The sequence below is a fragment of the Christiangramia sp. genome (assembly GCF_029937855.1).
In the GTDB taxonomy this organism is placed as follows: Bacteria; Bacteroidota; Bacteroidia; order Flavobacteriales; family Flavobacteriaceae; genus Christiangramia.
Genome location: NZ_JAPYPC010000033.1, coordinates 1 through 23334, shown reverse-complemented (window position 1 = coordinate 23334; position 23334 = coordinate 1). Strand labels below are relative to the sequence as shown.

The window sequence follows — 23334 nt, the reverse complement described above, 5'->3', positions numbered from 1 at the left end:
TAGATTTTATTTTTTATTCTTCATTTCCTCGATTACCTTTTCAAGATGGTAATACCAGTAGTAAATTCCATGATGATCTGCATCGTCCAGATACATCTCATCTATTGTTGACGGTGCCCAATGATATTCCTGTACGATACTTTTTATAGCGGCATCTATAGGAACATCAAATAGACACCTACTTAAAAAACCGAGCAAAGCTGATTAAGTATAACAAAATCTTCATTTTCCAATTGTTTGATATCGGTAATGCTCAATTTGGTGATGTAGGAAAGTAATTTAACTACATAAGTACCTCGCTGTTTTTCGAAATCAAGGCCGTCCATGATAAGGGTTTTATCAGCGGCCTTTACACGGGACCTGAAATTAACCTGTTTTACAACCAAATCAGGATTATCTGAATTTTCATACAGAGGATGTTCCAGTGTATATGTTGGGTGTAATTTATCGTCGAAAACGAGTAAACCGTCTTCTATGGCTTCCAGAACATCAACGTAATCTTCTCTAATTTTATCATCTGTCAACTGACCTCTTCTGAATTCCTTTGACTTATGTTTTTTAAGGAAGTTCTTCAGTTCTTTTAATGCCATTTCCGAAGAAACTGATTTTTGATCTTCCTGTTTTTTTGAATCTACTTTGCTCATTTTTTTGTTTTTAAAAAAGCCTTAGCCATACTATGCGCTAAGGCTTTTAATTAATAGATATTGGAGTAATTTTAATTTACAGGTTCAAGTTTACCTCCACCTGCAATTTTCATTGCTTTTTGCACGTTGTTGGTATCTGTTTGAAGGTCACCAACCACATTGCCTTTTCCCTGCCATATAGCACCGCTAATATGGGAAATGATCCAGGTACCTTCTTCAGAAGATTCTGCCAGAACCTCAATGTTCTTTTCGTTCTGGGTAAGATCTTCTAATATGGGGCCTTCCAGGCTCCAACGTACACGGTTCTTTTGCCAGATTGCCTGACCACCGCCCGTTACCTGGTTAGCATCATCGTTATTACGATAGCCGCCTTTATCCATGGTATAGGATTCGTTGGATTTAGTCTGGAATCTAAAGTCTCCAAGCGAGGGGTGCTTGCAAACTATTTCGGTTATATCTCCACCTAAAAATTTCATAATTATCTGTTTTTAAAGTTTAAAATCCGGCTTCAACATCCGTGCTTTCAATTCGTGCGATACCTGTTCTGCGATACCTGAAAGAAGTTTCAAACCTGTCCGGGTTTGCCGTGCTTCTTTGTACCTGAAGACTGGTCTTGCTAAATTCAGGATCATTCAATAATGCCCTGTTTGCAAGGTCTTCAAATAGCGTGGAAAGAACTGCTTTCCATTCTGCAGGTTTAATGGCCTTATCCACACCTGTTACCTGTCCGTCTGCAACCAGTACATGATCTTTTACAGAAACATTCTCGATCACCCTGTAAGTGAAGGAAACATTCCAGTCTAAGTTCAAATTACGGGCATACGCATACTGTAAAGGGCTTTCCCCTGCAGGGTGGTAAGTAGTAACGAAATCCTGTACCTTATAGGCCCCGTTGTCCAATATAACAGTGGAACATCCTTTCTTTACGAGAAAGTCCCGGTTATTGTACACAGACATATCGCCTATGTTCCCATTGTCCGGTACCGGCATATCGGGATAGGATTTGTTATTGATATCCAAATGAGGGTTATCCTGCATAATACGGGCGAAAACACGTACCGCATTGGCCGCTGCTTCCCATGGGAAAGCTTCAGATTTTGGGGCGGGGCAAAGAACGTTGGTTACCTGATCTACCCTTGCAGCCGCATCTGTGATCGCTGCCAAAGCATCTTTATCGTCTAAAGTGGAACCGAAATAAGCCATAAAGGGCATAAAGGTGGTGCCTTCATATCGACCTGTAGGATTTTCAGGATCCGGAATGCCATTGTATTGTTCCAACGTATCCAGGTGAGCGGTATAAGGATTAATTACAGAGGTGTACCACACATTATTAAAATGCCCTAAAGCACCTGCAAGATCTACCGCTCCTGCACCGGCGGTGATACTAGACTGGCTATAAGTTATTCCTGCTGGCTTGCTGCCTATGGAAATTCTTGTTTTAAGTTCTGAACTGGTAGCTCCGCTCCATTTGGTTGTAAGGGTTACAATGGTTGGAGTTAAAGGATCTACCGTAGCAGTTGCCGGGCTGGATAATACGGAATTCACCGCATCTGCCATTTTTTGTGCAATGGTTTCAGCACTATCACCTTTTACTACTGTAAAAGAGTATTCCTGAAAATCTACATTTCTACGGCCCGATATCACTAAAGAATGTGTGGCGTTCTCTGTAGCAGCCCCTGTTACGGTCCAGTCATGTGAAGTGGCACTTGCAGCTACATCTGAAACCTGCGGAATGATCACTGTGGGAATCCCGGCAATACCTTCAGAATTTGAAGGCCTTAAAATACGGGCTACCTGGTGAAGTGGGGAACCATATCCATATCTTTCACCTACTTCCTGGGCAGATGTAAATTCAAAAGGATCGGTGTCCAGATTAGCTTGATTTGCGGTGTTAGCCTCGCCCAACACAGCTACTATCTGCGCCAGGTTTGGTGTATTAGGCTCAAAGAAACCTTTCTTTATCTTATAACCGCTGGTTCGAGATCTTCTTTCCAGTCCAACGGCGGTTGAAATTGCTGTCATAATTTAATTGTTTTGTATTGGTAACCTTTTTCAGTTAAATCCAGTTTCACACCGGTTAAAGCTTCAGATAAAACAGGTCCTGTTTCCAGTTCCTGATCTTCAATCATTCTTACAGATAATGTAATGCGTCCCATGGTAGTGTAATTAGTATCTACATTTTCCGGGGAGCCTTTTTCTATACTTTCCACAGATACGTTACCGATAAAACCAGGAGCGAATCCAAGTGTTTTATATCCCGTATATGAAAGTATATAGCGTATCATCCCAAGGAACTTATTGCAGCGTACGTTAGAATCAAGATCGCCCGACCTATTTTCTGAAGATTTACCTGTAGAATACACATCTACATAATAGTTAACGTTCCCCTGAGATCTTTTCTGGTTGTCCTCATTATTATTGGTACCGCTGTATAAAACATTCACAAATATCTTTTCATGATCGTTAGGCGGGTCCATCCTTTCCAGGTAAACATCTACCGGCTCAGTGAAATTCTGTAAGGTCTTTTGATTGCTCAATTCCAGTTGAAGGATTGCCCCAATCTGCTGACCTACTTTTTCAAAGTTTTGTTCCGGTATGATATTTTCTATGATTGCTGCCAATCTCCAAGAATTAAAGTGATAAGTCCCAATGTTTCGTTAGGGAACTGCTCCCTGACTACGTATGATTTCACTATACCCGAACTGTCTTTAAAAGAAACCTTATGCTTGTAAAGATCTATTTCACCGTTGGCGTTCCTTACCGGGTAATCATTATCTAAAAGAACCTGTTCATCTACACACACATGCGCCTGTTTAGAACTCATTGGCATGCCATCTGTATCAAAACTTAAATGGTGTTTGGAGCCTAATCCAGTAGTTAAAAATGTCTTATCACCAGACGGGGTTGAGAGTGTTATGTCCACTTCAAACCCGCCTGAAGTGATAATTTTTTTTGCATCAGCCTTTGCGGCCTGTAAGATGCTGCCTGACATTTACTATTCGGATTTTTCTCCTTTCAGAACATCCTTAATCAAATCAGCCTTTACAGCCTGATCGTCATATTTAAGGTTGTGCTTATCAGCATAAGTTTTGATCTCTTTTATAGTGATCTCATCCAACTGATCTGCATCCAGTTCACCGGCTTCAAAAGCTTTGTCAAAAGCTTCTTTTTCGGCTTTCTTATCATCTTTAGCAGACTTTTTACCGTCCACAGGTTTGATGTAACCTCCTTTTACCAGCTCTTCAGCGTTCCCGTTTAACTGAGATTCGCTAACAACCTCACCGGAATTAGCCAGTTTGTTGTTCTTAAGAAGAATCTGTATAACTTTTACCTTGTATTTTTTCTGTGACATGATTTAGTTTTTTAGGTTACGCCAATACTTTCGCTGTCCAAACCCTGTCCACACTAAACGGTACCGCAAGTGAAGCAGAAAGGATTGCGAACATGTGAGCCGCAGCTTCAGGATCTACATAATTGTGAATGTAATACTCAGTAGCTACCGTCCTGATCCATTCAGGGAACTCAGCGTTCTGAGTATCTCTAATGATTGCAGGTACACCGGCATGAGCCTGTTTTCCTTTAAAGTCACGTGGTAAAAGAACCACGTTCTTTTCATCGATATATTCTGAATTGCTACCGTCTGCATTCTCGTAGTAATCATCATAGGTCCAGATATCGATATTACCGTTCTTAAGGGAAATACGGCCATGGAAATTAAGTCCTGTTACCTCTTCGAACATGGTAGTACCAATTTCCAACACCTTTATGTGACGGAAATCTGCAGATTCCTTTACTTTGGCATTGTTCAGGAAGGCTGCCACTACAGAAGCTCCCATAATACAATCGTAGCTACGTGAACCGGACTTCCCTTCCTGGCGAATGAACTTCACCCCTTCAGCAAGATCTGCAAAAGGATCGGTACCAGCATCTGCCCAGTAATTACCCACTCCAAGATCTACAATAGAAGAAGCTTTACGCTTGAAATCTATTGCATCCCCATTCTTCATGGTTACAATACCGGTTTGAAGTACCTGGGAACGCTGCAATTCTTTAGAACGATCTATCTTGTACCTCAAGGATTCCAATTTCTCATTGGCAGTATCCAGCATGCTACGGTATTCGTTCATACCCGGATTCATTCCCTGTCCGAAAGTCCTTTCATACACATCCAGTGCAGCAAGGTCAAATTTCTCCTTAAAGAATGGAGGAACGTAAATCTTTTCGGTGTCTTTTCCGAAGGTGTTCAGGTTTCCGGAAGTTCCGCGCTTCACATCAGCGGCAATTAAAGCCCTGTTTCTCTGAACCTCAATACTTACCTGTTTAGAGGTAGTAGTTGTAGAAGGAAACCAGGCTGAAAGCCCCAACTTTGGCGCAACGCTATCTGAGAATCTTCCAATGATCCTTTTGGTTATATTCTCCTTGTGTTGATTAAGTGTAATAGCCATCTTAGTTGTCGTATTTAGTGTTATCTACAGAACCTTCAAGCTGGAAGCCAAGGGCATGTAGAAAATCTTTTACTGTTTTACCTGATGTTGTAGTACCATCAGTAGGGAAAGTATCTATAGTAGTCGCTCCCGGAAGTTCCAGTTTCGTCTCATCTATAGCTCCGTCTATACCATAATGGATATCTGCCGTTTCATTAGCAGCCAATACGATATCTTCTTCGATAAAAACGATCCCTATGGTATCTACCAAAGTAAGATCTGCCCCTACCGGTACAAGTTCGTTTGCAGTAGTCCCCCTTTTAACCAGCGAACCTGCCTTTAATGTCAATTCAGCACCGGTGGTATTCTTAAAAACACCTGCCTGGTAGTGATTGTCGAACAAGAAAATATGTTCGCACCTTAGAAAATCTGCAGCGCTTTGGTTTCTTGTCGCGTCTCTTTGTGTGATCTTAGCCATTATTACGCGTTTTTAAGCATTTCGTCCAACTTCGAATTAAACTGATCAAGCTCAGACTTCTCACCTTCAGAACCTTTAGATTCTTCGGTTTTCACATCTGTTACTGATTCTGTTTCCATGTCTTTCACGTGTTGACGTGAAAAACTTTTAAGGATCAGCTCCTGCGTATCTGCAGAAGAGATCTCTTCACCGCTTTCAATACCGCTCTTGACTTTCTCAAGATCGGATTCAGCGTGTACCATCCAGGCTTTTGTCCTGCCTGCTTCGGATTTAACCCCAGCCTTAAAAATTGAATTATAAGTTTCGGGGTGATCCTGTTTTAACTGATCTACTGTCATAACATGATTATTTATTGAATTAATTCCCCTTCCTGCCGGGGTAGGCATTTTTATTTCCTGTTCTATCATTTGAACCACTTCGCCCATAGATTTGATACCGTCTATGAAAGTCCCAACCGCATCTTTAGCGAAAAGGGCCTTACCGGTATCGAAACCGGAAGCCTTTAAAGCCGGGCGGTTAGATTCTATAAGGTTTAAAAAACGTTCGTTGATAGGATTTAGAAGATTGTCGTATAGCAATTTGTAATTGTCCTCATTCAGCGCATCTTCAATCTCTTTATTCTTTTCGGTAGATCTGGAAGCATATAGCCTGATGTGTTTTTTACCTTCATGCTCTGAATTGGCCGCACGGCCTTCAAACTGCATCATGGTTCCGCACGATCCCACAAGGCTCATTTCAGATTCCGCATAAATGGCTTTACAGGCAGACATGATACCGTACATGGCAGAACATGCCATACCGCCTTTTTCAATGATCCCATAAACAGATTTAGATTTGCTAACCAGCGAGATAGTATCTGTCATGATCTCTACGCCTGCAGATGATCCTCCACCGCTGTCACCAACAACCAAAAAGGATTTAATCCTGTTATCATTGCTCATTTCCAGCATCATCGATCTCACCTGTCTCATTCCCATGCTGGAAGCACCTCCTGAAACGGTTATAGGCCCGTTAATGTTAATTAAGCCAATGCCGGTAAAATTATCTGTGTTCCTTAACTGGTAAGGGCGGGAAATAAGTTTGGAATCGTTAAAAACGAGATATGCCGGGGTGTTATACTGAACCTCCGGAATTTCCATGGTGGGGTGATTCTCTACGATAGACAACAGAGAAGGGAGCGTCTCCACATCCACATGCCATGGTGACACCCCGTAAATCTCTCTTGCTAAACCAAAATTCATTTATGAAAAACCTTTGAATCAAAAGTAAAGGGCTTATTTGTAATTTTTTTCTAACCTATTTTATTTAAAATCAAATAATTACAAATATTTAATAAGTTATTAACTTAATTTTAGAGAAGATTAAGCAATTAATTCAACAAATTCCGTCCAGGTAAGGTTGTGTTTGATGTTTTTATCGCTCTTTTTGAACATATCCATCAAAATATATGTTAACGCATGGTTGTATATCTTGACATCCCAAAAGTGGTTTTGCACCTGGGAGTTCCTTTTTTCCCATTTAAACCCTATTACCTGATCGTTCTTGATATCTTCTATACGGTGTTCACTTTCAAACTGTGAGAAATAACCGGCCATGGTATATTTCCCGTCCTGTGGTTGCGGGAAATTCATAAAACCAAACGGCATGTGATCATCATTCCCTTTCTGAAGTTTCATAAAAGAAGCGATCTCATCTTTCAACACATTCGATTCAAGAATGTACAAGAAGTTTTCCTGCCTGGACTGTCTTATGCGTGGAGAATCTTTCTGCATGGTTCTGTAATCCTTTTCAGCCTGGCCTTTAATTCCCACAATTAACAAATCATCATTGTTCATAATGAAATCGTTACACAGATTCGTGCAAAACCCCGTATCTACACCTGAGATCATAATGGTTTTTAGTTCGCCACTTTCACCGGGCCATTCTTTTTCCATCAAAAAACGAAGTTCGGGCCAAATGCTGTTTGGCATCCCGTGGCTGGCCGTCCATCGTTCCCGGGACATATCCTGCTCTTTTTCCCTTCGGGTCTTATCACGATCCCGTTTGAAAGTCCCTATACTTCCCTGATCTACGGAATAGGTAACCCCTGAAGTAGTATGCGCGACCACTTCCCAATCCATACGCACATCTTCATTGCCAGGTTCCATGATCCCGTTAAGGTCACAGGCCAGTGTAAGAAGTTCTATTTGTCCGTTGCCATCTTCATCACAGGTAATATCTGGCACCACACCGGGAAGATAAGACCTGGTATTCTTCATAAGTTCATTTACGCGGGGGCTTTCCCCGGTCTCCATCCACGTCTGGCCCAAGCGGATGTTCATAAAGGTTTTGAGCTTTTCAATATCCTTTTGCCCGTTGGAAGGATTGGCTTCCAGCCATTCGTACACAAGATCTATCCATGAGGTAAATCCCGGTGGGATAATAAGCGCATTCAGGTAATAACTGCGGTAGTATGGCCGTGCGGGTGTGGCTGTTGGAATCCATTGGCCATTTAAATTCAGCTTGTGCTTATCAGTCTCCATGATCTTACCGCCGCACTTCTGGCACTGATAGTGAACGGAAGTTTCATCTAACTTTCCATCTTCGAAAAGCTTATATTTTATCCCTGCAAATTCATTCTTACCTACTTCTATTCGCCATTCTACCGGGATATAGGTTTCACAATTAGGACATTCCCAGTGCCATTTACGCTGATCGCCCAGATCGTACACCGGTTCTATGTTGGAAGTCTGTTTTACCGCAGGGGTGGAGATATAGAATATCTTGGCCATGTTCCCAAAGGAAGTGGCACGGCCTTCCACCAGTTTACGAATAGAACCCTCATCTTTATCTTTGGTAGGGGCGGCTTCCCAATCATCTGCAAAAATATACTTAACCGAAAACTGCCGCATCTTATCGGCATTCTGGGTACCTTCCACAATGAGCTGTCCACCGGCAAATTCTTTAGAGAAATCGGTATTTCCCGTCCGCTGATTCTTTTTTCTTACCACATTTGGCCTTAACAGGTGTGACATTCCCGCATTCTGAATCATAGGATCCAGCCTGGTCCTTACAGAATTCTTTGCCAGTTCCTTATCCCCGGCCATAAACAGCACGTTATTTGGAGCTTCTGAAATAATATAGCAAAGGGAAGGCAGGATAACCCCCATGGTCAAACCGCTTTGCGCACATTTCATCACCGAAACCATCTGAACCGGTGAATCTGGCGAAAGACAATCTATAATTTCCCGGCTGTACGGGGAAACCCCATAATCGAACGGCCCCTGGTACCGGGACATATCTGAAGTTAGATAGATATTATCTTCTACCCAGTGGGAAGGGACCTGCTTAACTGTTTTAAACTGGAATATCTTTTCATGGATATCGAAGTAGGTTTCTTCCAGGATGTTATCGGTTTCGGTCATTTTTTAAAATTCTTTTATTTCTTTTCCGCAACCAAAACAATAGGCTTTTTGAGTCTTTTGGTTTCTATTAACCATGGCAAAATTACACTGACAGTATTTAATTTTGTTAATTCCTTCAATGTGCATATCTGTTAAAGGTTCATCACAAACAGGGCAATCAGTAAGCTTTAAAAGATTGTTTCTATAAAAACTCCAATTCTGAACCATTTCTAATTCCTCATCCTGAAGTTCATCGTAAAGAATTTCATATTTCACCGGGATCCTGCCTTTGATATCATACAAAAACTCTCCAATCTTGCTAACAACATGATCTTTATTCTCATGAATAAAAGGAACTGCTTCAGGCCATAATTTTTTTAATAATAAATGGAACTTATAGCAACTACCTTTCAAGAATATATGCTCAATGTATTTATCTGAATTTCGTAAATGGTTTATGAAATCTAATACCGGAATCATTCTACTTGGTGAAACCGGAAAATCTTTTATTTGTTGCTTAGATGTATTTTTCATAATTCTGTGATTATATACCATTTCAATTCCGGGAAATCCGATTCAAATAATGCGATAGCATCTTCCCTGTTATCGGCTTCAAAAAGGATATTATCCCTGCAGGGTTTATCGCTTTTCGGGTTTTTATAAGTGAATCTAAAATCTGGCATAATAAGTTTATAACTTAATTTTCGAATCTTTTTTTAATTAACTCTCCGCAATCCTGGCATTTTTCAGCAACAATTTCTACACCACAAATAGCATTTAAAACAATTGTAGTTTGATTGTTGTGAGTACATTTTGTTTTGTCTTTCATAAAATTATTTCTTTTCGCCACGTCTGCGTGTCGCGGCATATTCAGCCATTAAACCTTTAATTTCTTCTTTAGATTTTTCTTCAGCTGCCCTTATGGCCCGTTCCAGTTCCTTACGCATACGGGTGATCATTTCTGCCAGGGAAGCCCGGTCACCTCCCAAGCGTTCATTGTAGATGGAAGCGATATTCTCTGAAGCAGATTCGAACGAGCGGAAAATACTCTGTATGTTTATCGTCTGGGTACGTTCCACAAGATCTATCGGCATCAGTTCCCCCTGCATTTTCTGAATTTTCAACCGGTGCAGCTCCGCTTCACGTTCCACCTTGAGCGTTTTGGCTTTCTTTTCCCGAAGAGCCAGGCCGGTAATGCTACCGGGATCTGATTCTGCCTCGGCACTTCTACGCGGAATATCTGATTTATGCTCAATTTCAGATTTCCTTACCCTGGGCGGCGGGGGAGCCGTTGCAACATTCCCTTCAGATGATAAACGGTTTTCCGTCACGTACATCTGGTTAGTTGGGTGAGACATGTCAATATACCCCTCTTTGTTTTTTATCAGTTTCTTCCTGGAAATATGACTTCGAACTGTCGAATACTTCAGATTGAAATTTGTTGCAAAATCTTTTGGGGAATAAAAACTCATTCGTGTCTCAATAATCGGCTGTGAATCAACATTTTTTAATCAATTGTTGCAAAATTCTGTTGCACTGTGTTGCAGTTTGTGTTGCAGTTTTTAAATCAGTGTTAAGCGTAAAAAAAACGGGGTGCGCAACGTATTGCATTACAGTGTTTTAGGTCTTACAGTACCTTAATATCCTTGGTATCTCACAAGCTCTTCTTCCTTGACCATGAGTATTGACTGCAGGTCTTTCAGCAGGGTCTCATCTATCTCAATCATTCCAGGCTTGTTGCTTCTGGTTCGGTATAGAAAGTGGCATATCCTATCGGCATCATATTTTTTTTCATTGATACATTCCAACTCTCTGCTCAGTCCCCTGATGTTTCGTACTGGCTGCTTACCGGCCTTCAATCTTCTGGCATCGCCTATCACAATGCAATTTGTAATATTTAATATGATTAGTGGCATATTGGATTTTTAAGTTAATAACTTAATTGTTAATTACGGAATGAACCGCCTTTGAACTGAATTATATTAAACATCTTGAATAACCTGTCATAGATATGCTCACCATACCGCTCACCAAACTCAGACATTGCATCTGGTACGTCCTCACTCGCATCCCCTTCCCTGAAATTACAGGTGATATAGGTTTTTAGCCCATTATCATATCGCTTTTCCAGTATGGCCCGTAATATCTCTTTCTTGCCGTAATTGGAAGCGGTGGCTTCTTTCTTAACATCATCGATATACAGCCCTTTGCACTTATACCGCTCATAGAACAGGAATTTATCACCTGGTGTTTCAAGGGTTTCATACTCAGTCACCACATCATGCGCATTTACGCTCTTATACCGCATTGGAAGCTCAAAGTGATTAAATAACCGGCTCAAAGCTCTCATAATCGTTGTCTTACCATTGCCATACGTGCCAATAACCAAAAGACCTTTGCTGAAAGAAGGCTTTAGCCTGCTCCTGCCTACCTGATTGACTAAATTAGAACTTTTGAAGAAATCAGGATTTTTTACAAAGTAATTAATAATTACTCCAATATTCGCAAGGGAATCATCTGTTTCTTTAAATTCCTCTCCTGTTTCGATCTTGTAAGCCAGTTTAAAATACCTCCAAACCAGCGGTTTAGTTATCAATACCGGTTTTTCATCTATTACCTCAGCAGGATTCTCTTTTTCAAAGTTTTTCATCACTTTTTCCTGATCTGTGGTCATGTAAGGCTGCTTTAGCAACCAGCCGTATTCCTTTTGAGTGATTTCACCCGCCTGTACTGTTTTTCGTTCTCTCATCGCTGATTAGATAATTGTTTTTTAGGTTTTCCGTTTATTTTTTTGGTCTTATCCCAGTTGGTATATAGCTTTTCCAACCTCATCTTGAGCAATTTTAAATTATCGTGCGTTATATCTTCTTTCGCCACGGCATATTCGAAATTTGTTTTAAATACCTCGTAATCCTGAATTTGCTTTTTCACCCGCATTTCAAAAGATTCGATCCAGGCAGGAGATTGTTTTTTTAAAACATTGTAAGCTTTATCTGAAATTGTTTCTTCCCCCACACCCCCTTCTTCACTATATATATCTTTATTTACATTTACATCTTCATCTATATATAGGTTAACCATTTGGTTAACCGTTTGGTTTAACACATGGTTATTTTTAAATTTTTCAATTTCTTCAATAGATAGATTATAAAGTTTGGATTTTAAAAGCTCAATCACTTTATCTGTGCAGGCTGGAAGCTTTTTCGCCATTTTGACAACTACTCCGATATTACTGCTTTTTGTGCGTTTTTCTTTAAAGGACTTTCGCTTGCTGATAACCTGTTCTGCAAACTCATTATACCAACTACCGTCTTCCTTTTGGTTAAACTTTTGCTTTACCACTTGTTTAACCATTTGGTTAAACAAATCATATTCAGATGGTAATACTCGGCAAATTCCTGCCATGGTATCAATATCATTTGGAATCGGCCCATTATCGAATTGATACAGTATCAAATCGAAATACCAGGCACGGAAAGCAGACTTCATTCCATTGGTAGCTGCTATCCATTTATCCATATAAACTAATGCTGCGGGGTCTTTACTCATCACCAGATATCATTACAGGCATTATAATTCCAGTTTGCTTGTCTATTCCCATTGAGGTTATTAGAATAGCTCTATTCTTACCATAAAATTGAAATTTGCAGCCGATATCAGATAATACCATTCCCTTTCTAAGTCGATTAAGTATATTCAAATTCATACCAATTTGGGAAACCTCAGCAGGTTCTGTTTTAGGAAATATAGTTTCCATATTATGGACAAAATTAAAATCAGCATCTCCAGATTCAGTATTGGCATAATTAAATAATACTTTATTCCCAAAAGAATCAGCACATCTTAAACCTTCCTCTGTAGCAGTGACGACCTCAAATTTTTGTTTTACCATTTGAAATACTCTCCTATGAATGGCTTTCCCGTTTAAGTTTTCGGGATTCAATACCTTATGATGATCTAAATGCTGCTTTATAAGAACATGTGCATCTGTTACCCATGCATAACCATCTTTAAAATATATATAATGCATGATTGGTCTTAAATCATTTGTTCCGGCAATCATGTGCAGATTTGTTTTGAAATTAAACTTTTCTTTACTCATGTGGTTTAGTTTTTAAGTTTATAACTTATTTTGGAAGCAGATATTTGGGTACTAATTCACCGGGGTAAGATGCGTAATCCGTACCCAAATAACAGCTGCTTTTTTACTTCTTTTCCGAATTAAAATAACACAGGTAGTAGTACATCTGTTTATCTTCATCCCAGCCTTTTTCTATAAACCTGTCGGCACTTTCAGGGTTGATAAAGTCCATTTTGATAGTGATATTCGTATCAAGCTCTATAAGGCTCTTAAATTTCTTCTGGCTGTCTTTTACTGCAGTATTGTTTATACCGAAAGTAGATAGATCTTCTACACCGTATTTTGGTCCGTTGGTTTGCTTATAGTTCTGGAATTCCGGTTTAAGATCTGGATTCCTTATAACCTCATCTAAGAAATTGTTTTCCTGGAACTCATCATTCTTTCCGAAGTAGTTTATGGCCCGGTTGGCAAACAGGATAGATTCTTTCTTATCTTCTGCAGGTTCTACAACATCCTTAGCGAATGCCTGTGTAAATTTCAGGTACTTCTTAGTGAAGTAAGTCTCATCTTCGAATTCCACCACACCCAGGAAGTTATCCAGCCAGTATTTAGTATCATAGCGGTTATTGTCTATAGACAGGATCTTATAACCTTCACTGGCGGCGGTGTTAAAGATGATCGCTCCCTTATCCAGTTTCCCAAGGTTAACACCCTGTTCTAATTTTGGAGCTAGCTTACGATCTTCTTTTACGAACTGAAGGAAATCCTGTTTGATCTCAGATTTGAAGATGCCAATGCCGTCCACACGCTCGTTATCTATAACAAGATCCTTGAGATAACAGATATACACCTCACCGGCTTTGATATGTGGATGTGAGGATTGCGAATAAAGATGAGTTGCAATTAATTCTGAAAACTGATTAAAAACATCTTCCGGGCGTCCTAAAAATTTTCGTGATAAATTGTATAGGTAATTATATTCCAGGTCGACTTCATGGTGAAATCTTAAGAAACTGGCTTCTTTTTGCCTGAAAGGCTTTAGGAAATATTCTTTGATGAGCGGCTGCACCTCATCGTCTAAAATAGTTTCTTCTTTTGCCAGGAATTTACCTTCTCCCCTGGAGGCGTTTCCTACCCTGTGAATGAATAGGTTTTCGATTGTGGTACCAAATAGGTTTAGCATAATGAATGAATATTTAATTAAATAAAATTGGTTTTAGATTTTTCTTTAAATAAAGTGGATGTTTAGGATCACCTTTGGAATTCTTTCCTAAACAAAAAAGAGTTTTTGATACAGGTGGGTTGTAATTAGGGAACTTCTTGGAAATTTTCTTTACAATAGAGTGATTTCCCCAGGCGCAAATAATTTTTTCAGATACAGAAGTGTATTGCTGTATGTATCTCCAATTATTTTGACCGATTGGGTCCGGAGCATTCAATAGATCTTTAGGGTTTGTAGCTCGGTAAGCAAACAAATTAACCACATAAATACCTCCATATTCCCAAGATTTCGCAAATCCAATACATCTCCTAATGGTTGGATCATCTTCGAAACTATCAGCTGTAGATGGATTTAACATGATAAAACATACCATAGGCTTTTTATCGTCCCATATTCTTCTGAGTAAATACCTGTATTTTCTACATTCTGAAATTATTGCTGATTTATCCATTTTTTAAAAAATATCGTTTAGCATGTATGGTATCTCGGGATTTGATTTTCCCTTCTTCTTCCAGTTCCTGTAAGAACGGATTGAGTTCGTTTAAATGAAAGCCGCAGTGACCTCCTGAAACCTCAGCTTTCTTTTCTATTAGAAATAAAAGCATGGCTTTGATATCGGTTTGTTCTTGATCTGATAGGCTCATTCTTCATCTAAAATGATTACTGTATCTCTGTTTAATTCCGGTCCGTCTGGATCTTCCATAAAAGGTATTTCACGGCTATGTACTGAGTTCAACAATCCATAAGCAAAATCACTTTTACGTTCTGCCAGGAATACTTCCATGTGGCTTGGATATTCTTGAAGCTTCTCTATTAGTTTTCTAACTATCATAGTTTTTTCTCTTTTGGGAATTCGTTAAATCTTCTTGCTATTTCAGTAGCTAATTGATAAGCATCATTCATTACTTTATCTGCACTTTCAAACCTATCTGCAGAATGAAGTTTTATTTTAGCAAAAGGGATATTCATATTAGCTTTAAAGCATAAATGAACTTCTTTATACTTGTTCTTTTGAACGGCAACCAATTCACCTTGTTTAGTATCAAAGGCTCCGTTTACAAAATTGAAATCGTGTCCTATTTCCATGATTAAAAGTTTTCGTTAGGGAATTTCTGTCTCAACAACCACTCAGGAGCGGTTAATTCTTCCTTTTCCTTATTAAATTCAACCTGTGATCTGGGAAACCATACTTTATCCCCTTCACAATCCAAATAATAGGATGATGCGTATTCCTTTATTAGCTTAGCTTGTATTGTTATCATAATTTTAAGTTATTAACTTACTTTTTGTTCAGGCTCAAACATATCAAACAATGTAGGAGCGTTTATTTTCTCATTAATCAATGTTACATAGAACAAGCCGTCTTTGTAATATTCGCTGTTCAGCTCTATCCCTATGGCTTTTCTTCCCATTCTTAATGCCTGGTAGGGAACACTCATCAAACCGCCAAAAGGATCCAGTACCATATCACCGGTATTGGTGAACCTGTTTATAAGCCTGTCGATAATATCTAATTGTAACGGACAGATATGTTTCTCTTTTTTGCTGGAAACCTGCTTGGCATTGAGTGTTTTGGTACGGGAAATATCATCCCAAACAAATTCATTATTGGAGCGGGGCGGGATCGTCATAAACTTTCGGCTTAGTTTCCCGGCCTTATCCAGTTCACTGCTTAGATCTTTATGGGTTTCAAAATCATATAGACCGTCTTTCTGGTATTTGTTCCATTGCCGTACTACTTCTTTCATTCTTTTTTTGGCGACCTCAGCAGGGATAATCCTGTTTCCGGAACTTCTCCAATACGCATGAGCATCTAACTGCCAAAGATCAACAGGATAGATCTCATGTGGTTCTAAATTCACCCCGTTACAGGTGGCGCAGGCTCCTTCTTCCACAAATACCACATCTTTACAGTCATTGCACCACATATCGGCATGGTTGCGGGCTTTCTTTACCGGTTCATCACTATAGCTGTTATTGCTATGCGTAGGGGCTTTTCTGAACAACAACACATATTCAGGCAATCCAACACCCATTTTATTAGCATCGCGGCATTGCTGTGAATGTCCTAAGCGATAGGTTTGGTTATTTTCGGCAACAACATCGGTGGTAACGGTTATCTTTCCCATAAGGTAAAAGCCATGCTTTACAAAATGCTGTACGGTTTCCCCGCTAAAATCTTCTATGGTAGTAAAGCTGGTACCGTTCTGGTAAGAGTAACGGATCCTGTCTTTTACATGTATAGCTGCCACGTGTCCCGGTTTTAACGATCTTAACAACTTTGGAGTTAGATACTCCATTTGCTTAAAGAATTCAGCATTGCCGTTATTATGGCCAAAATCATTATAGTTGCTGCTATACTCATAATGATCACCGAACGGGATAGAGGTCACAATAAGATCTACCGAATCTTTCGCTATATCATCCATAGCGATCACATTATCGTTATTGTACAGGGTAGCTTCCCCTATATACGTCTTATCACCGTTTTTAAATAATTGTCTTTCCATTTGGTCCCTTATTAAATCATCGTTTAGTCCGTATTTTTTAACCAGCTTGATCATTTCGCGCTGCAGTTCCTTATGCTGTTCCCATTTACGCATCAGGTTCTGGAAACGCTTATCTTCATTGCTGGTATAGAAGATGTGAAGCTCACACTGATGTTTCTGCCTGAAGCGGAAAACACGGTGTACCGACTGTATAAAGTCATTGAACTTATCATCTATTCCTACATAGGCCATTTTATGACATACGTGCTGAAAGTTACTTCCTGAACCGGCTATACATGGTTTTGTGGATAGGATCTGGTAACAACCATCTGAAAAATCGGAAAGCAGCCTTTCTTTTTCCTTATTGCTCTGACTTCCAAATACCGATCTTATATCGATAAACTCATCATTTTCAAAAGATTTTTCTATGGCCACACGTTCCGGTTCCAGGTGGTGCCATAATATCCATGTAGAATACCGGTTTTCTTCAGATTTGATTAATTCTACCGCTTTTTGCACCCGTAGGTCTATGGTTTCGCGTTTTTCTTTGGCAGATTCCTGAAGATCGCCTTTCTGCTCTTTTACCAGTACGATCTCACCACGTTTATTGACTATAACCTCATCTGAAATATTCTCTATGCGGTGTTCCACTATTTTAAGTTCCGGAAGGTCATAGCCTTCATCTGAAAATCCTAAATCTGAAGGTTTGGTAATAAAAACCGCCCAGGTAGATACCCATTGCCAGAATTCCTTTTTCTTATTTTCCAATAGTGTAAGGTCACCAGCCTTTGTGGGGTTTCTTTTAAAGAACCTGGTTAGTATATGTCCGCGGTCTGCTATTCCAAGGTATTCCGCATAGTTCAATATCTCAATCCATTCGTTAGGTGAGGGGGTTGCAGTCGCCACAAAGCGGTACGGTACCTTTTTAAAGTGGGTTAGTACATAATTGGTGGTTTCGGTCTTTAGGTTTCGTAATATGGAAGCCTCATCCATGGAAACACCTCCAAACTTCAGCGGATCTATATCACCTTTCCGAACCCTTTCGTAATTGGTCAAATAGACTTTAGGCTTATAATCAAAATTCCGGGGTTCCTGTTTGTCAAGTTCGGTGTGATACTTTTCAATAGCTTTTTCGTATGCTTCAGGATTCCCTTTAGATAAACGATCTACCGCATTGGATTCTGCGATTTGCACCGGCATATCGTCTGTATCGGTAATATACAGTGTTTCATATTTATCCTGGAAGAACTCTTTATTGTCCTTTTTGAATTCCCGCATCACATTAAGTGGCATACAGATAAGGAAAGGTTTTCCGGTCTTTTCAATTACCTGGTAAGCCAGTTCTAACTGCATGGCTGTTTTGGTAAGTCCGAAACTGGCAAATATAGCCCTTCTACCTCCTTTTAACGCCCATTGGGTGATAGACTCGGCATGCGGTAACAAATTACCAATAGGAGCTGCAGGTTCAAATCCGTACTTTTCGGAAATGATCACTTTATTCTTTAGAAATTCGGTGTAATCCATAAGTTAATAACTTAAAATGTTGTCAAGTAAAAAATCTACTTTTTCCTTTAAAGAATATTTTCTATCTACTGCATCTGGTATTGAATCTATATGATTGCTAAATTCATAATTAACAAAATCATTAAAAGAATCAGCATCAAGACCTTCAGAACCAGTCTCAGAAAACATATCCAATTCTTGAGCTATTTTCATACATTCAATATGATTTTTCCAAGTGTATATATCATCATACTTTAATACTGCATGATTATATAATTCACCTATAAGAATCTTTGAATTGCACCAATCACAAATATGTTCTTTTCTGGCTTTACGCTTACCTTGTGTTATAATATCTGGCATAACTTAATCTGTAAGTGAATGAAACATTCTTAAAAATTCATTTTCAGCTTCTTCAGGTGTCCAGTATTCCATATTAAAACCTTTATTAACAAAAGCTTCCCATTCCATATCCAGCAACATCCTGTCTGCTGCTTTCACCTCAGCTGGTAAGGGGATTGAAAAGCCATACTTTTTAGCAATCACTTCCATTAACCGGTTTTCAATGATCTTGTATTCCGGCATCATTCTCTTAAAGGGAGACGGCATATCGCCTATATAGGCTTCAGAAGCATCATGAAGTAAACCTGCAAGTTGATTTTCTATACAGTTTATAGACACCATAACAGAATGCTGGGCCACACTGTACATCTTTTCCAAATGACCGCCGAACCTTGGGGTAAGTGAAAGCGAATGAGCGATATCTTCTATACAGATAGATTCAGGGTCCAGTATCTTCAAATCAAATACTTTCCCGGTAAAGGTGCGTATGGAGTTTTCGGTGTAAATGTTGTTGTCTGTCATATCTCAGCTAATTCTGGGTTCATGTGGATGTTTCCAATTACTTCTATGGGATTTTTCAGCACATATACAAAGTGATGGAAGGTGCAGCTACGATGTTTTAACCAGAAACCTCCGTTTTTGAATTCTATCACATCGTTACGGCCTTTAGGGCATTTTATGATGTCCCCTGCAAATATTGCAACTCCATCACTGTCATATTCCCAAGCGAATAATTCAAAGGAGAACTGTAAACCTTTTTCACCATTAACCCATATTGTATTTACCAAGGAATAAGTTTCTGTACTTGAAACTATTTCTTCATCTATATCAGATTCAAAGAAATCTTTAGTGTACTTTTTATTCTTATGATCAAAAACTCGAAATGTTATTGTATTCATTATTTTATCGTTATTTTTCCTTTTGGTAGTTCAAATAAGTTCCTGCATTCGTACAGGGTTTCTATTAAATTTTCAATCGATTTCCGGTTCCTGAATACCATAACAAGTTCAGGATTGAAATCATCTGAAGTCTTATATTCAACCTCACCGGTTTTATTCTTTGGAACCTTCTTTAACATGAGGCTTTTGTAATCTTCACATTCAGCAACCAACATCTCCAGCTTGATATTTCCAAAGTCTATGACGTTGGTTTTTATATCTCCAAATTGTACGTTTTGATGGATCATAATTTATTCTTCTGAAATCCAAACCTCAGCTTTGTTATTACTTAAATCATGTTCTACATGAATTACATCACCAGAAACATCATTTATTTTTATAGTTCTTCCTTCTGGTGGTAATTCTATTGCAAGCATTTTAAACTTTGCAAATTCACCTCCATTATGACCTTCTTTTATAAATGATACTTTTACTTTAGTTAGTTTCATGATTATAATTTTGTTTAAATATATTTTTAATGGACTCTTAATTATTATGGGAATCCTCAACGGTTTTCAGTATCGGAACACTCTTTACATATTTGATATTTACCATCTTTGCTTGGCCCTCCATCGTTAAGGTCAAACCACTCCCCACAATTTTTGCAGGGAGTTGGCATTTCCATTTCTTCAAAATATAAACTCATATTATTTGAAATTTATTCTTTCGAATGTTTTACCATCGCTACACATGATGAAATAATCTGATTTCTTATATAATGGCCTGTAATTTGAACCTTTTTCAAAGATTACAAATCCATAAATATCATCAGGATGAGCCATAGGCTCCAATAAAGCCTTAAATTCTTTGGCGTTTTCTTCCTCAGTTTGCCAACTGAAAATCTTATCATAACTTTTACCTAAAACCTCATTTGATTCCTGACCTCTACTTGTAATTCTTCTTAAAATAAACATATCTGTATGTATTAATATATCGCCTACTCTGTGAGCTTTTCGGCTTCCGCTATATAAATTTTATTAGGAGCTAAATGATCGGCAAACTTTTGATTTTCATAATCAACAGCCGTTACTCCATCTGTATTTGGTCTTTTTTCCGATTTAATAGCATAATGTATCTGGCAACCCGCAATGATCACATGAGTATCTTCTGAACCTACCTTAGCATACCAATTGGCTGATCTGGCATTGGTCTTTACTCCTAAAATTTCATCACTAACAATTTCAACATCTCCCCATATTGCTCTATAGTCTTTTCCATCTGGAGCCGTAAACCAACTATCTGTAGTTATTAAATATTTACCTTTCATTTTTTATAATTTTATTCCTATTCCTATATACCCGGAAGCAATCACCTTTTTTAAATCACCCCTGTAGCGAGGTTCCAGCCTGGCAGATGCAAACAACAGATTGTTTAAATGATATTCCACCACACCGCTAAGGTTTACAGTAGGAGTTAAGAACTTGGCCCAGTCGTTACGCCGCCATACCAGACCGGCACCTGCCAGTATTCCAAATTGGAAATGCTTTTCAGTATTCCAGAACTTCCCGGCTTCAAAATAGCTGCTTTGGTACTGGATAGCCTTAAACTGTTCATAGGTGAAGCTTAAATTAAAACCTGCAGATCTTCTGCCTATGGTCAGTGTGAAATCCAGTGCAGGATCATTAACATCACTTCCAAATACTGCGTTTTTAGGATCCACCTCCGCACGAACAAAGATGAAATCATCATTTATCTGTCCGTATCCTGAAAAGCTTAGTAAGAGTATTAATAAATATTTCATTTGTAATTTTTTAAAGAAGCCCCGGTTACCAATTGAGTTTTAACCATTCTAAACAACCTAACCACCGGGGCATTCACCCTATTTCTAATTTTATATTGAACATACTTCCTTTCTTAATCTCATAATCACCTGCATCCTGCTGAATCTCTTTCATATTCATATTTTCTATCGCTTTTATAGCCATATTAAGCCGGTGAATTTCATTTACAAGTTTTAAAAGATTTCCCATGGTTGGCGGGCCATCAAAATTTGTATTTTTAGAAGGTATATCCTGCATAAATCCCATATACAAATCCCGCTGTCTTACCAGTCTTTTATATTTAGATTTGAAGGATGCCAAAACCTAATGTCCTATGGGCCGCATTTTCCAGGTTGCAGTTCCCCTGATGTAGTTCATGTTCTTAACAGTACCTGGGCGGTTCTCTGTGATAGTTTTAATGGTATATACCGAAACCTCATCTTTATTACCACCGCCCTTGATCTCGTCCCCTACATTAAGAGGTTTGTTTTTATCCAGGTACAGAGCTATTTCAAATTCACCCTTACGCTCTTTTGGGTTGGTAGGCCATAAAAGCAATTGGCATGCTTTAGAACCTGTATCAAATATGTTTTTCATGTTTTTAGTTTTTCGTAAATTCCTTTATTGCTGTTGATTGTTCGATAATTGATAACCTCATCTTCTAGCTGTTCCCTGAGCCTTCTTAAAATGGTGCCGTCCATGGTCATTTTATTCAAGATGTTTCGCACCGTTAAACAGTAAGTGAGGGAATTGAACTTTACCGGCATTTGCCTGAAAGCTTCCAGTGCCGCTTTTCTAACGGTAGCTGTCTTTACTTCTAATTCAAGTTGCTGTTCCATTGTACATCGTTTTTATCTTTACGGGCGTGGCATGAACGCCCTCTAAGGGTGATATTATCAACATCCCAGGCTAATTCAGTTTTACCTGATTCTTTACATTCCTTAACTGAAACATCATGAGAACAATCCACCGGTTTGCAATCATTTCTTTTACAGTCCTGGCAGAATATATAGCCGTATTTATCCAAACAATGCTGAAGCTTTTTTGCTTTTGCCTGTCTTACCCTTCGGTCAATTTGAGACTGGGTAACTTTGGATCCGTCTGAACACCTGTAAACTCCCATAACTTAAAATGGCAGATCGTCCTGATCTTCTTCATAGTTATCTACTGCAGAATCTGAAAACTGATCTGAAGTGTTAGTATCTGGTTCCCTGCGGCCCCACTGGATAGCATTTCCCAAAATTGGCATAGACTTTCGCTCTTCCTCACTCATGATTTCATAAAGTTCCTTTGGGATGTTCTGCTTTAACAGGTGGGTATCTTTACTGTCCCCGGTTTTATTCTTAAGCTCGATAGCGGTGATATCCAGGTACGTTCCCTTGTCACCTTCATACAGGTTATTTTCATCTACCGGTATTACGATACAGCGTGTTTTTTTACCGTTCTTTTTGGTCATTTCACGCTCTACGTGCTTCAGTTGTTTTAAATTCAGTTTGATGCTGATGTTTCCCATTTTATTTTATTTCAGGTTTGATAATTATTTAAAATTGAATAAGGTCTTTGAAACGTTCCACCCCGTAAGCATGGCTTTTTTCGAGAATAGGAAGTAGGTCTTTAGCTTTGATAGGATTTTCTTCCACTGTTTCACCGTCTTGTACAGTGTAAGCGATATTGTGTTTATCCATAAACTCCCTGCATCCAAAATCACAGGCACCGGTTACCGTTCTATAGTATTTCACCGTTAGCTCAGTATCTTCATATATAGGTTCATTCTGAAGTTTCTCAGCTACTATTTTGAATTGAACATCTGAAATAGCTTTCTTGACCGATCCACCATGAGCAAAGAATCCATCTTTTTCAGCGACAAAACATTCCGATTTCTTGAACCTGAAGCGATCATCAAAGCCATGGAAATTGAAACCACAATAAATTTGAATTCCTTTGGAAGCTCTTTTAGATCCAACTACGAATAATGAACCGTCCACTATTCTTGCTTCATAAACCTTCCCCTTCAATTCTACACTAGTCAATTGGTTTCCGTCAAACGCCCAGTCTCCAATATGAGTTACT

The 23334-nt window shown here is 39.0% G+C and carries 41 protein-coding genes; all 41 read right to left on the bottom strand.

Annotation, left to right across the window (positions count from 1 at the left end; translation table 11 throughout):
• Positions 1-6: 6 nt before the first annotated feature.
• Complete coding sequence (locus Q1K34_RS15155; RefSeq protein ID WP_300440701.1) at positions 7-198, bottom strand: hypothetical protein; 192 nt, start codon at positions 196-198, stop codon at positions 7-9.
• Positions 183-644, bottom strand: coding sequence for a hypothetical protein (locus tag Q1K34_RS15150; RefSeq protein WP_300440698.1), 462 nt, complete (start codon positions 642-644; stop codon positions 183-185). The genes Q1K34_RS15155 and Q1K34_RS15150 overlap by 16 nt, the downstream gene beginning before the upstream one ends.
• Before the next feature lie 71 nt (positions 645-715).
• Positions 716-1120, bottom strand: a complete 405-nt coding sequence (locus Q1K34_RS15145) for a hypothetical protein (protein WP_300440696.1) — start codon at positions 1118-1120, stop codon at positions 716-718.
• A gap of 19 nt (positions 1121-1139) precedes the next feature.
• Entirely contained in the window at positions 1140-2666 is a 1527-nt protein-coding gene (locus tag Q1K34_RS15140; RefSeq protein ID WP_300440693.1) for a hypothetical protein, read from the bottom strand.
• A complete protein-coding gene (locus tag Q1K34_RS15135) occupies positions 2663-3265 on the bottom strand; it encodes a hypothetical protein (protein WP_300440690.1) in 603 nt (200 codons plus the stop codon). Before Q1K34_RS15135 ends, Q1K34_RS15140 begins: the two co-directional genes overlap by 4 nt.
• Entirely contained in the window at positions 3250-3636 is a 387-nt protein-coding gene (locus tag Q1K34_RS15130; RefSeq protein WP_300440687.1) for a hypothetical protein, read from the bottom strand. Before Q1K34_RS15130 ends, Q1K34_RS15135 begins: the two co-directional genes overlap by 16 nt.
• 3 nt (positions 3637-3639) lie before the next feature.
• Entirely contained in the window at positions 3640-3996 is a 357-nt protein-coding gene (locus Q1K34_RS15125) for a hypothetical protein (RefSeq protein WP_300440685.1), read from the bottom strand.
• Positions 3997-4012: 16 nt separating this feature from the next.
• Positions 4013-5089 (bottom strand): major capsid protein, encoded by a 1077-nt coding sequence (locus tag Q1K34_RS15120; RefSeq protein ID WP_300440682.1) that lies wholly within the window; start codon positions 5087-5089, stop codon positions 4013-4015.
• Position 5090: 1 nt separating this feature from the next.
• Positions 5091-5546, bottom strand: a complete 456-nt coding sequence (locus Q1K34_RS15115) for a hypothetical protein (RefSeq protein WP_300440679.1) — start codon at positions 5544-5546, stop codon at positions 5091-5093.
• 2 nt (positions 5547-5548) lie between these two features.
• Complete coding sequence (locus Q1K34_RS15110) at positions 5549-6787, bottom strand: hypothetical protein (protein ID WP_300440677.1); 1239 nt, start codon at positions 6785-6787, stop codon at positions 5549-5551.
• Positions 6788-6907: 120 nt separating this feature from the next.
• A complete protein-coding gene (locus Q1K34_RS15105) occupies positions 6908-8950 on the bottom strand; it encodes a terminase gpA endonuclease subunit (RefSeq protein WP_300440674.1) in 2043 nt (680 codons plus the stop codon).
• 3 nt (positions 8951-8953) lie between these two features.
• Positions 8954-9463: a hypothetical protein gene (locus tag Q1K34_RS15100; RefSeq protein ID WP_300440672.1), complete on the bottom strand. Its 510-nt coding sequence runs from the start codon at positions 9461-9463 to the stop codon at positions 8954-8956.
• A complete protein-coding gene (locus Q1K34_RS15095) occupies positions 9460-9612 on the bottom strand; it encodes a hypothetical protein (protein ID WP_300440670.1) in 153 nt (50 codons plus the stop codon). The genes Q1K34_RS15100 and Q1K34_RS15095 overlap by 4 nt, the downstream gene beginning before the upstream one ends.
• A gap of 14 nt (positions 9613-9626) precedes the next feature.
• The gene (locus Q1K34_RS15090; protein ID WP_300440665.1) at positions 9627-9758 is read right to left on the bottom strand and encodes a hypothetical protein; all 132 of its coding nucleotides are present in this window, start codon (positions 9756-9758) and stop codon (positions 9627-9629) included.
• A gap of 4 nt (positions 9759-9762) precedes the next feature.
• Positions 9763-10287 (bottom strand): hypothetical protein, encoded by a 525-nt coding sequence (locus Q1K34_RS15085; RefSeq protein ID WP_300440662.1) that lies wholly within the window; start codon positions 10285-10287, stop codon positions 9763-9765.
• Between the two features lie 279 nt (positions 10288-10566).
• The gene (locus Q1K34_RS15080) at positions 10567-10845 is read right to left on the bottom strand and encodes a hypothetical protein (protein WP_300440659.1); all 279 of its coding nucleotides are present in this window, start codon (positions 10843-10845) and stop codon (positions 10567-10569) included.
• Between the two features lie 29 nt (positions 10846-10874).
• Complete coding sequence (locus Q1K34_RS15075; RefSeq protein ID WP_300440656.1) at positions 10875-11678, bottom strand: hypothetical protein; 804 nt, start codon at positions 11676-11678, stop codon at positions 10875-10877.
• Positions 11675-12478 carry a DUF1376 domain-containing protein gene (locus Q1K34_RS15070; protein WP_300440653.1) on the bottom strand — a complete coding sequence of 268 codons (804 nt, stop codon included), beginning with the start codon at positions 12476-12478 and terminating at the stop codon, positions 11675-11677. Before Q1K34_RS15070 ends, Q1K34_RS15075 begins: the two co-directional genes overlap by 4 nt.
• On the bottom strand, positions 12471-13031 hold the full coding sequence (locus Q1K34_RS15065; RefSeq protein WP_300440650.1) for a hypothetical protein: 561 nt from the start codon (positions 13029-13031) through the stop codon (positions 12471-12473). Before Q1K34_RS15065 ends, Q1K34_RS15070 begins: the two co-directional genes overlap by 8 nt.
• A 103-nt stretch (positions 13032-13134) precedes the next feature.
• Entirely contained in the window at positions 13135-14193 is a 1059-nt protein-coding gene (locus tag Q1K34_RS15060) for a nucleoid-associated protein (RefSeq protein WP_300440647.1), read from the bottom strand.
• A gap of 13 nt (positions 14194-14206) precedes the next feature.
• The gene (locus Q1K34_RS15055; protein WP_300440645.1) at positions 14207-14683 is read right to left on the bottom strand and encodes a DUF1643 domain-containing protein; all 477 of its coding nucleotides are present in this window, start codon (positions 14681-14683) and stop codon (positions 14207-14209) included.
• Complete coding sequence (locus Q1K34_RS15050) at positions 14676-14876, bottom strand: hypothetical protein (RefSeq protein ID WP_300440642.1); 201 nt, start codon at positions 14874-14876, stop codon at positions 14676-14678. The genes Q1K34_RS15055 and Q1K34_RS15050 overlap by 8 nt, the downstream gene beginning before the upstream one ends.
• Positions 14873-15064, bottom strand: a complete 192-nt coding sequence (locus Q1K34_RS15045) for a hypothetical protein (RefSeq protein ID WP_300440640.1) — start codon at positions 15062-15064, stop codon at positions 14873-14875. Before Q1K34_RS15045 ends, Q1K34_RS15050 begins: the two co-directional genes overlap by 4 nt.
• A complete protein-coding gene (locus Q1K34_RS15040; protein WP_300440638.1) occupies positions 15061-15318 on the bottom strand; it encodes a hypothetical protein in 258 nt (85 codons plus the stop codon). Before Q1K34_RS15040 ends, Q1K34_RS15045 begins: the two co-directional genes overlap by 4 nt.
• Before the next feature lie 2 nt (positions 15319-15320).
• Positions 15321-15494: a hypothetical protein gene (locus tag Q1K34_RS15035; protein WP_300440636.1), complete on the bottom strand. Its 174-nt coding sequence runs from the start codon at positions 15492-15494 to the stop codon at positions 15321-15323.
• 12 nt (positions 15495-15506) lie between these two features.
• Positions 15507-18245 carry a DNA methyltransferase gene (locus tag Q1K34_RS15030; protein WP_300440634.1) on the bottom strand — a complete coding sequence of 913 codons (2739 nt, stop codon included), beginning with the start codon at positions 18243-18245 and terminating at the stop codon, positions 15507-15509.
• Positions 18246-18248: 3 nt separating this feature from the next.
• On the bottom strand, positions 18249-18587 hold the full coding sequence (locus Q1K34_RS15025; protein WP_300440632.1) for a hypothetical protein: 339 nt from the start codon (positions 18585-18587) through the stop codon (positions 18249-18251).
• 3 nt (positions 18588-18590) lie between these two features.
• Positions 18591-19088, bottom strand: coding sequence for a YfbR-like 5'-deoxynucleotidase (locus Q1K34_RS15020; RefSeq protein ID WP_300440629.1), 498 nt, complete (start codon positions 19086-19088; stop codon positions 18591-18593).
• A complete protein-coding gene (locus Q1K34_RS15015; protein ID WP_300440627.1) occupies positions 19085-19465 on the bottom strand; it encodes a YopX family protein in 381 nt (126 codons plus the stop codon). Before Q1K34_RS15015 ends, Q1K34_RS15020 begins: the two co-directional genes overlap by 4 nt.
• Positions 19465-19752, bottom strand: a complete 288-nt coding sequence (locus Q1K34_RS15010) for a hypothetical protein (protein ID WP_300440624.1) — start codon at positions 19750-19752, stop codon at positions 19465-19467. Before Q1K34_RS15010 ends, Q1K34_RS15015 begins: the two co-directional genes overlap by 1 nt.
• A gap of 3 nt (positions 19753-19755) precedes the next feature.
• Positions 19756-19953 carry a hypothetical protein gene (locus Q1K34_RS15005; protein WP_300440621.1) on the bottom strand — a complete coding sequence of 66 codons (198 nt, stop codon included), beginning with the start codon at positions 19951-19953 and terminating at the stop codon, positions 19756-19758.
• A gap of 56 nt (positions 19954-20009) precedes the next feature.
• On the bottom strand, positions 20010-20150 hold the full coding sequence (locus Q1K34_RS15000; RefSeq protein WP_300440618.1) for a hypothetical protein: 141 nt from the start codon (positions 20148-20150) through the stop codon (positions 20010-20012).
• A 1-nt stretch (position 20151) separates the two neighbouring features.
• Positions 20152-20418: a hypothetical protein gene (locus Q1K34_RS14995; protein ID WP_300440615.1), complete on the bottom strand. Its 267-nt coding sequence runs from the start codon at positions 20416-20418 to the stop codon at positions 20152-20154.
• A gap of 23 nt (positions 20419-20441) precedes the next feature.
• Positions 20442-20771 carry a hypothetical protein gene (locus Q1K34_RS14990; protein ID WP_300440613.1) on the bottom strand — a complete coding sequence of 110 codons (330 nt, stop codon included), beginning with the start codon at positions 20769-20771 and terminating at the stop codon, positions 20442-20444.
• 3 nt (positions 20772-20774) lie between these two features.
• A complete protein-coding gene (locus Q1K34_RS14985) occupies positions 20775-21245 on the bottom strand; it encodes a hypothetical protein (protein WP_300440610.1) in 471 nt (156 codons plus the stop codon).
• A gap of 73 nt (positions 21246-21318) precedes the next feature.
• On the bottom strand, positions 21319-21585 hold the full coding sequence (locus Q1K34_RS14980) for a hypothetical protein (RefSeq protein ID WP_300440607.1): 267 nt from the start codon (positions 21583-21585) through the stop codon (positions 21319-21321).
• 3 nt (positions 21586-21588) lie between these two features.
• On the bottom strand, positions 21589-21861 hold the full coding sequence (locus Q1K34_RS14975; RefSeq protein ID WP_300440604.1) for a hypothetical protein: 273 nt from the start codon (positions 21859-21861) through the stop codon (positions 21589-21591).
• Positions 21858-22103, bottom strand: coding sequence for a hypothetical protein (locus Q1K34_RS14970; RefSeq protein ID WP_300440601.1), 246 nt, complete (start codon positions 22101-22103; stop codon positions 21858-21860). The genes Q1K34_RS14975 and Q1K34_RS14970 overlap by 4 nt, the downstream gene beginning before the upstream one ends.
• On the bottom strand, positions 22082-22387 hold the full coding sequence (locus Q1K34_RS14965; RefSeq protein ID WP_300440597.1) for a hypothetical protein: 306 nt from the start codon (positions 22385-22387) through the stop codon (positions 22082-22084). Before Q1K34_RS14965 ends, Q1K34_RS14970 begins: the two co-directional genes overlap by 22 nt.
• 3 nt (positions 22388-22390) lie before the next feature.
• A complete protein-coding gene (locus Q1K34_RS14960; protein WP_300440594.1) occupies positions 22391-22777 on the bottom strand; it encodes a hypothetical protein in 387 nt (128 codons plus the stop codon).
• Between the two features lie 28 nt (positions 22778-22805).
• A partial coding sequence (locus tag Q1K34_RS14955; RefSeq protein ID WP_300440591.1) for a hypothetical protein occupies positions 22806-23334 on the bottom strand: 529 nt, incomplete at its 5' end.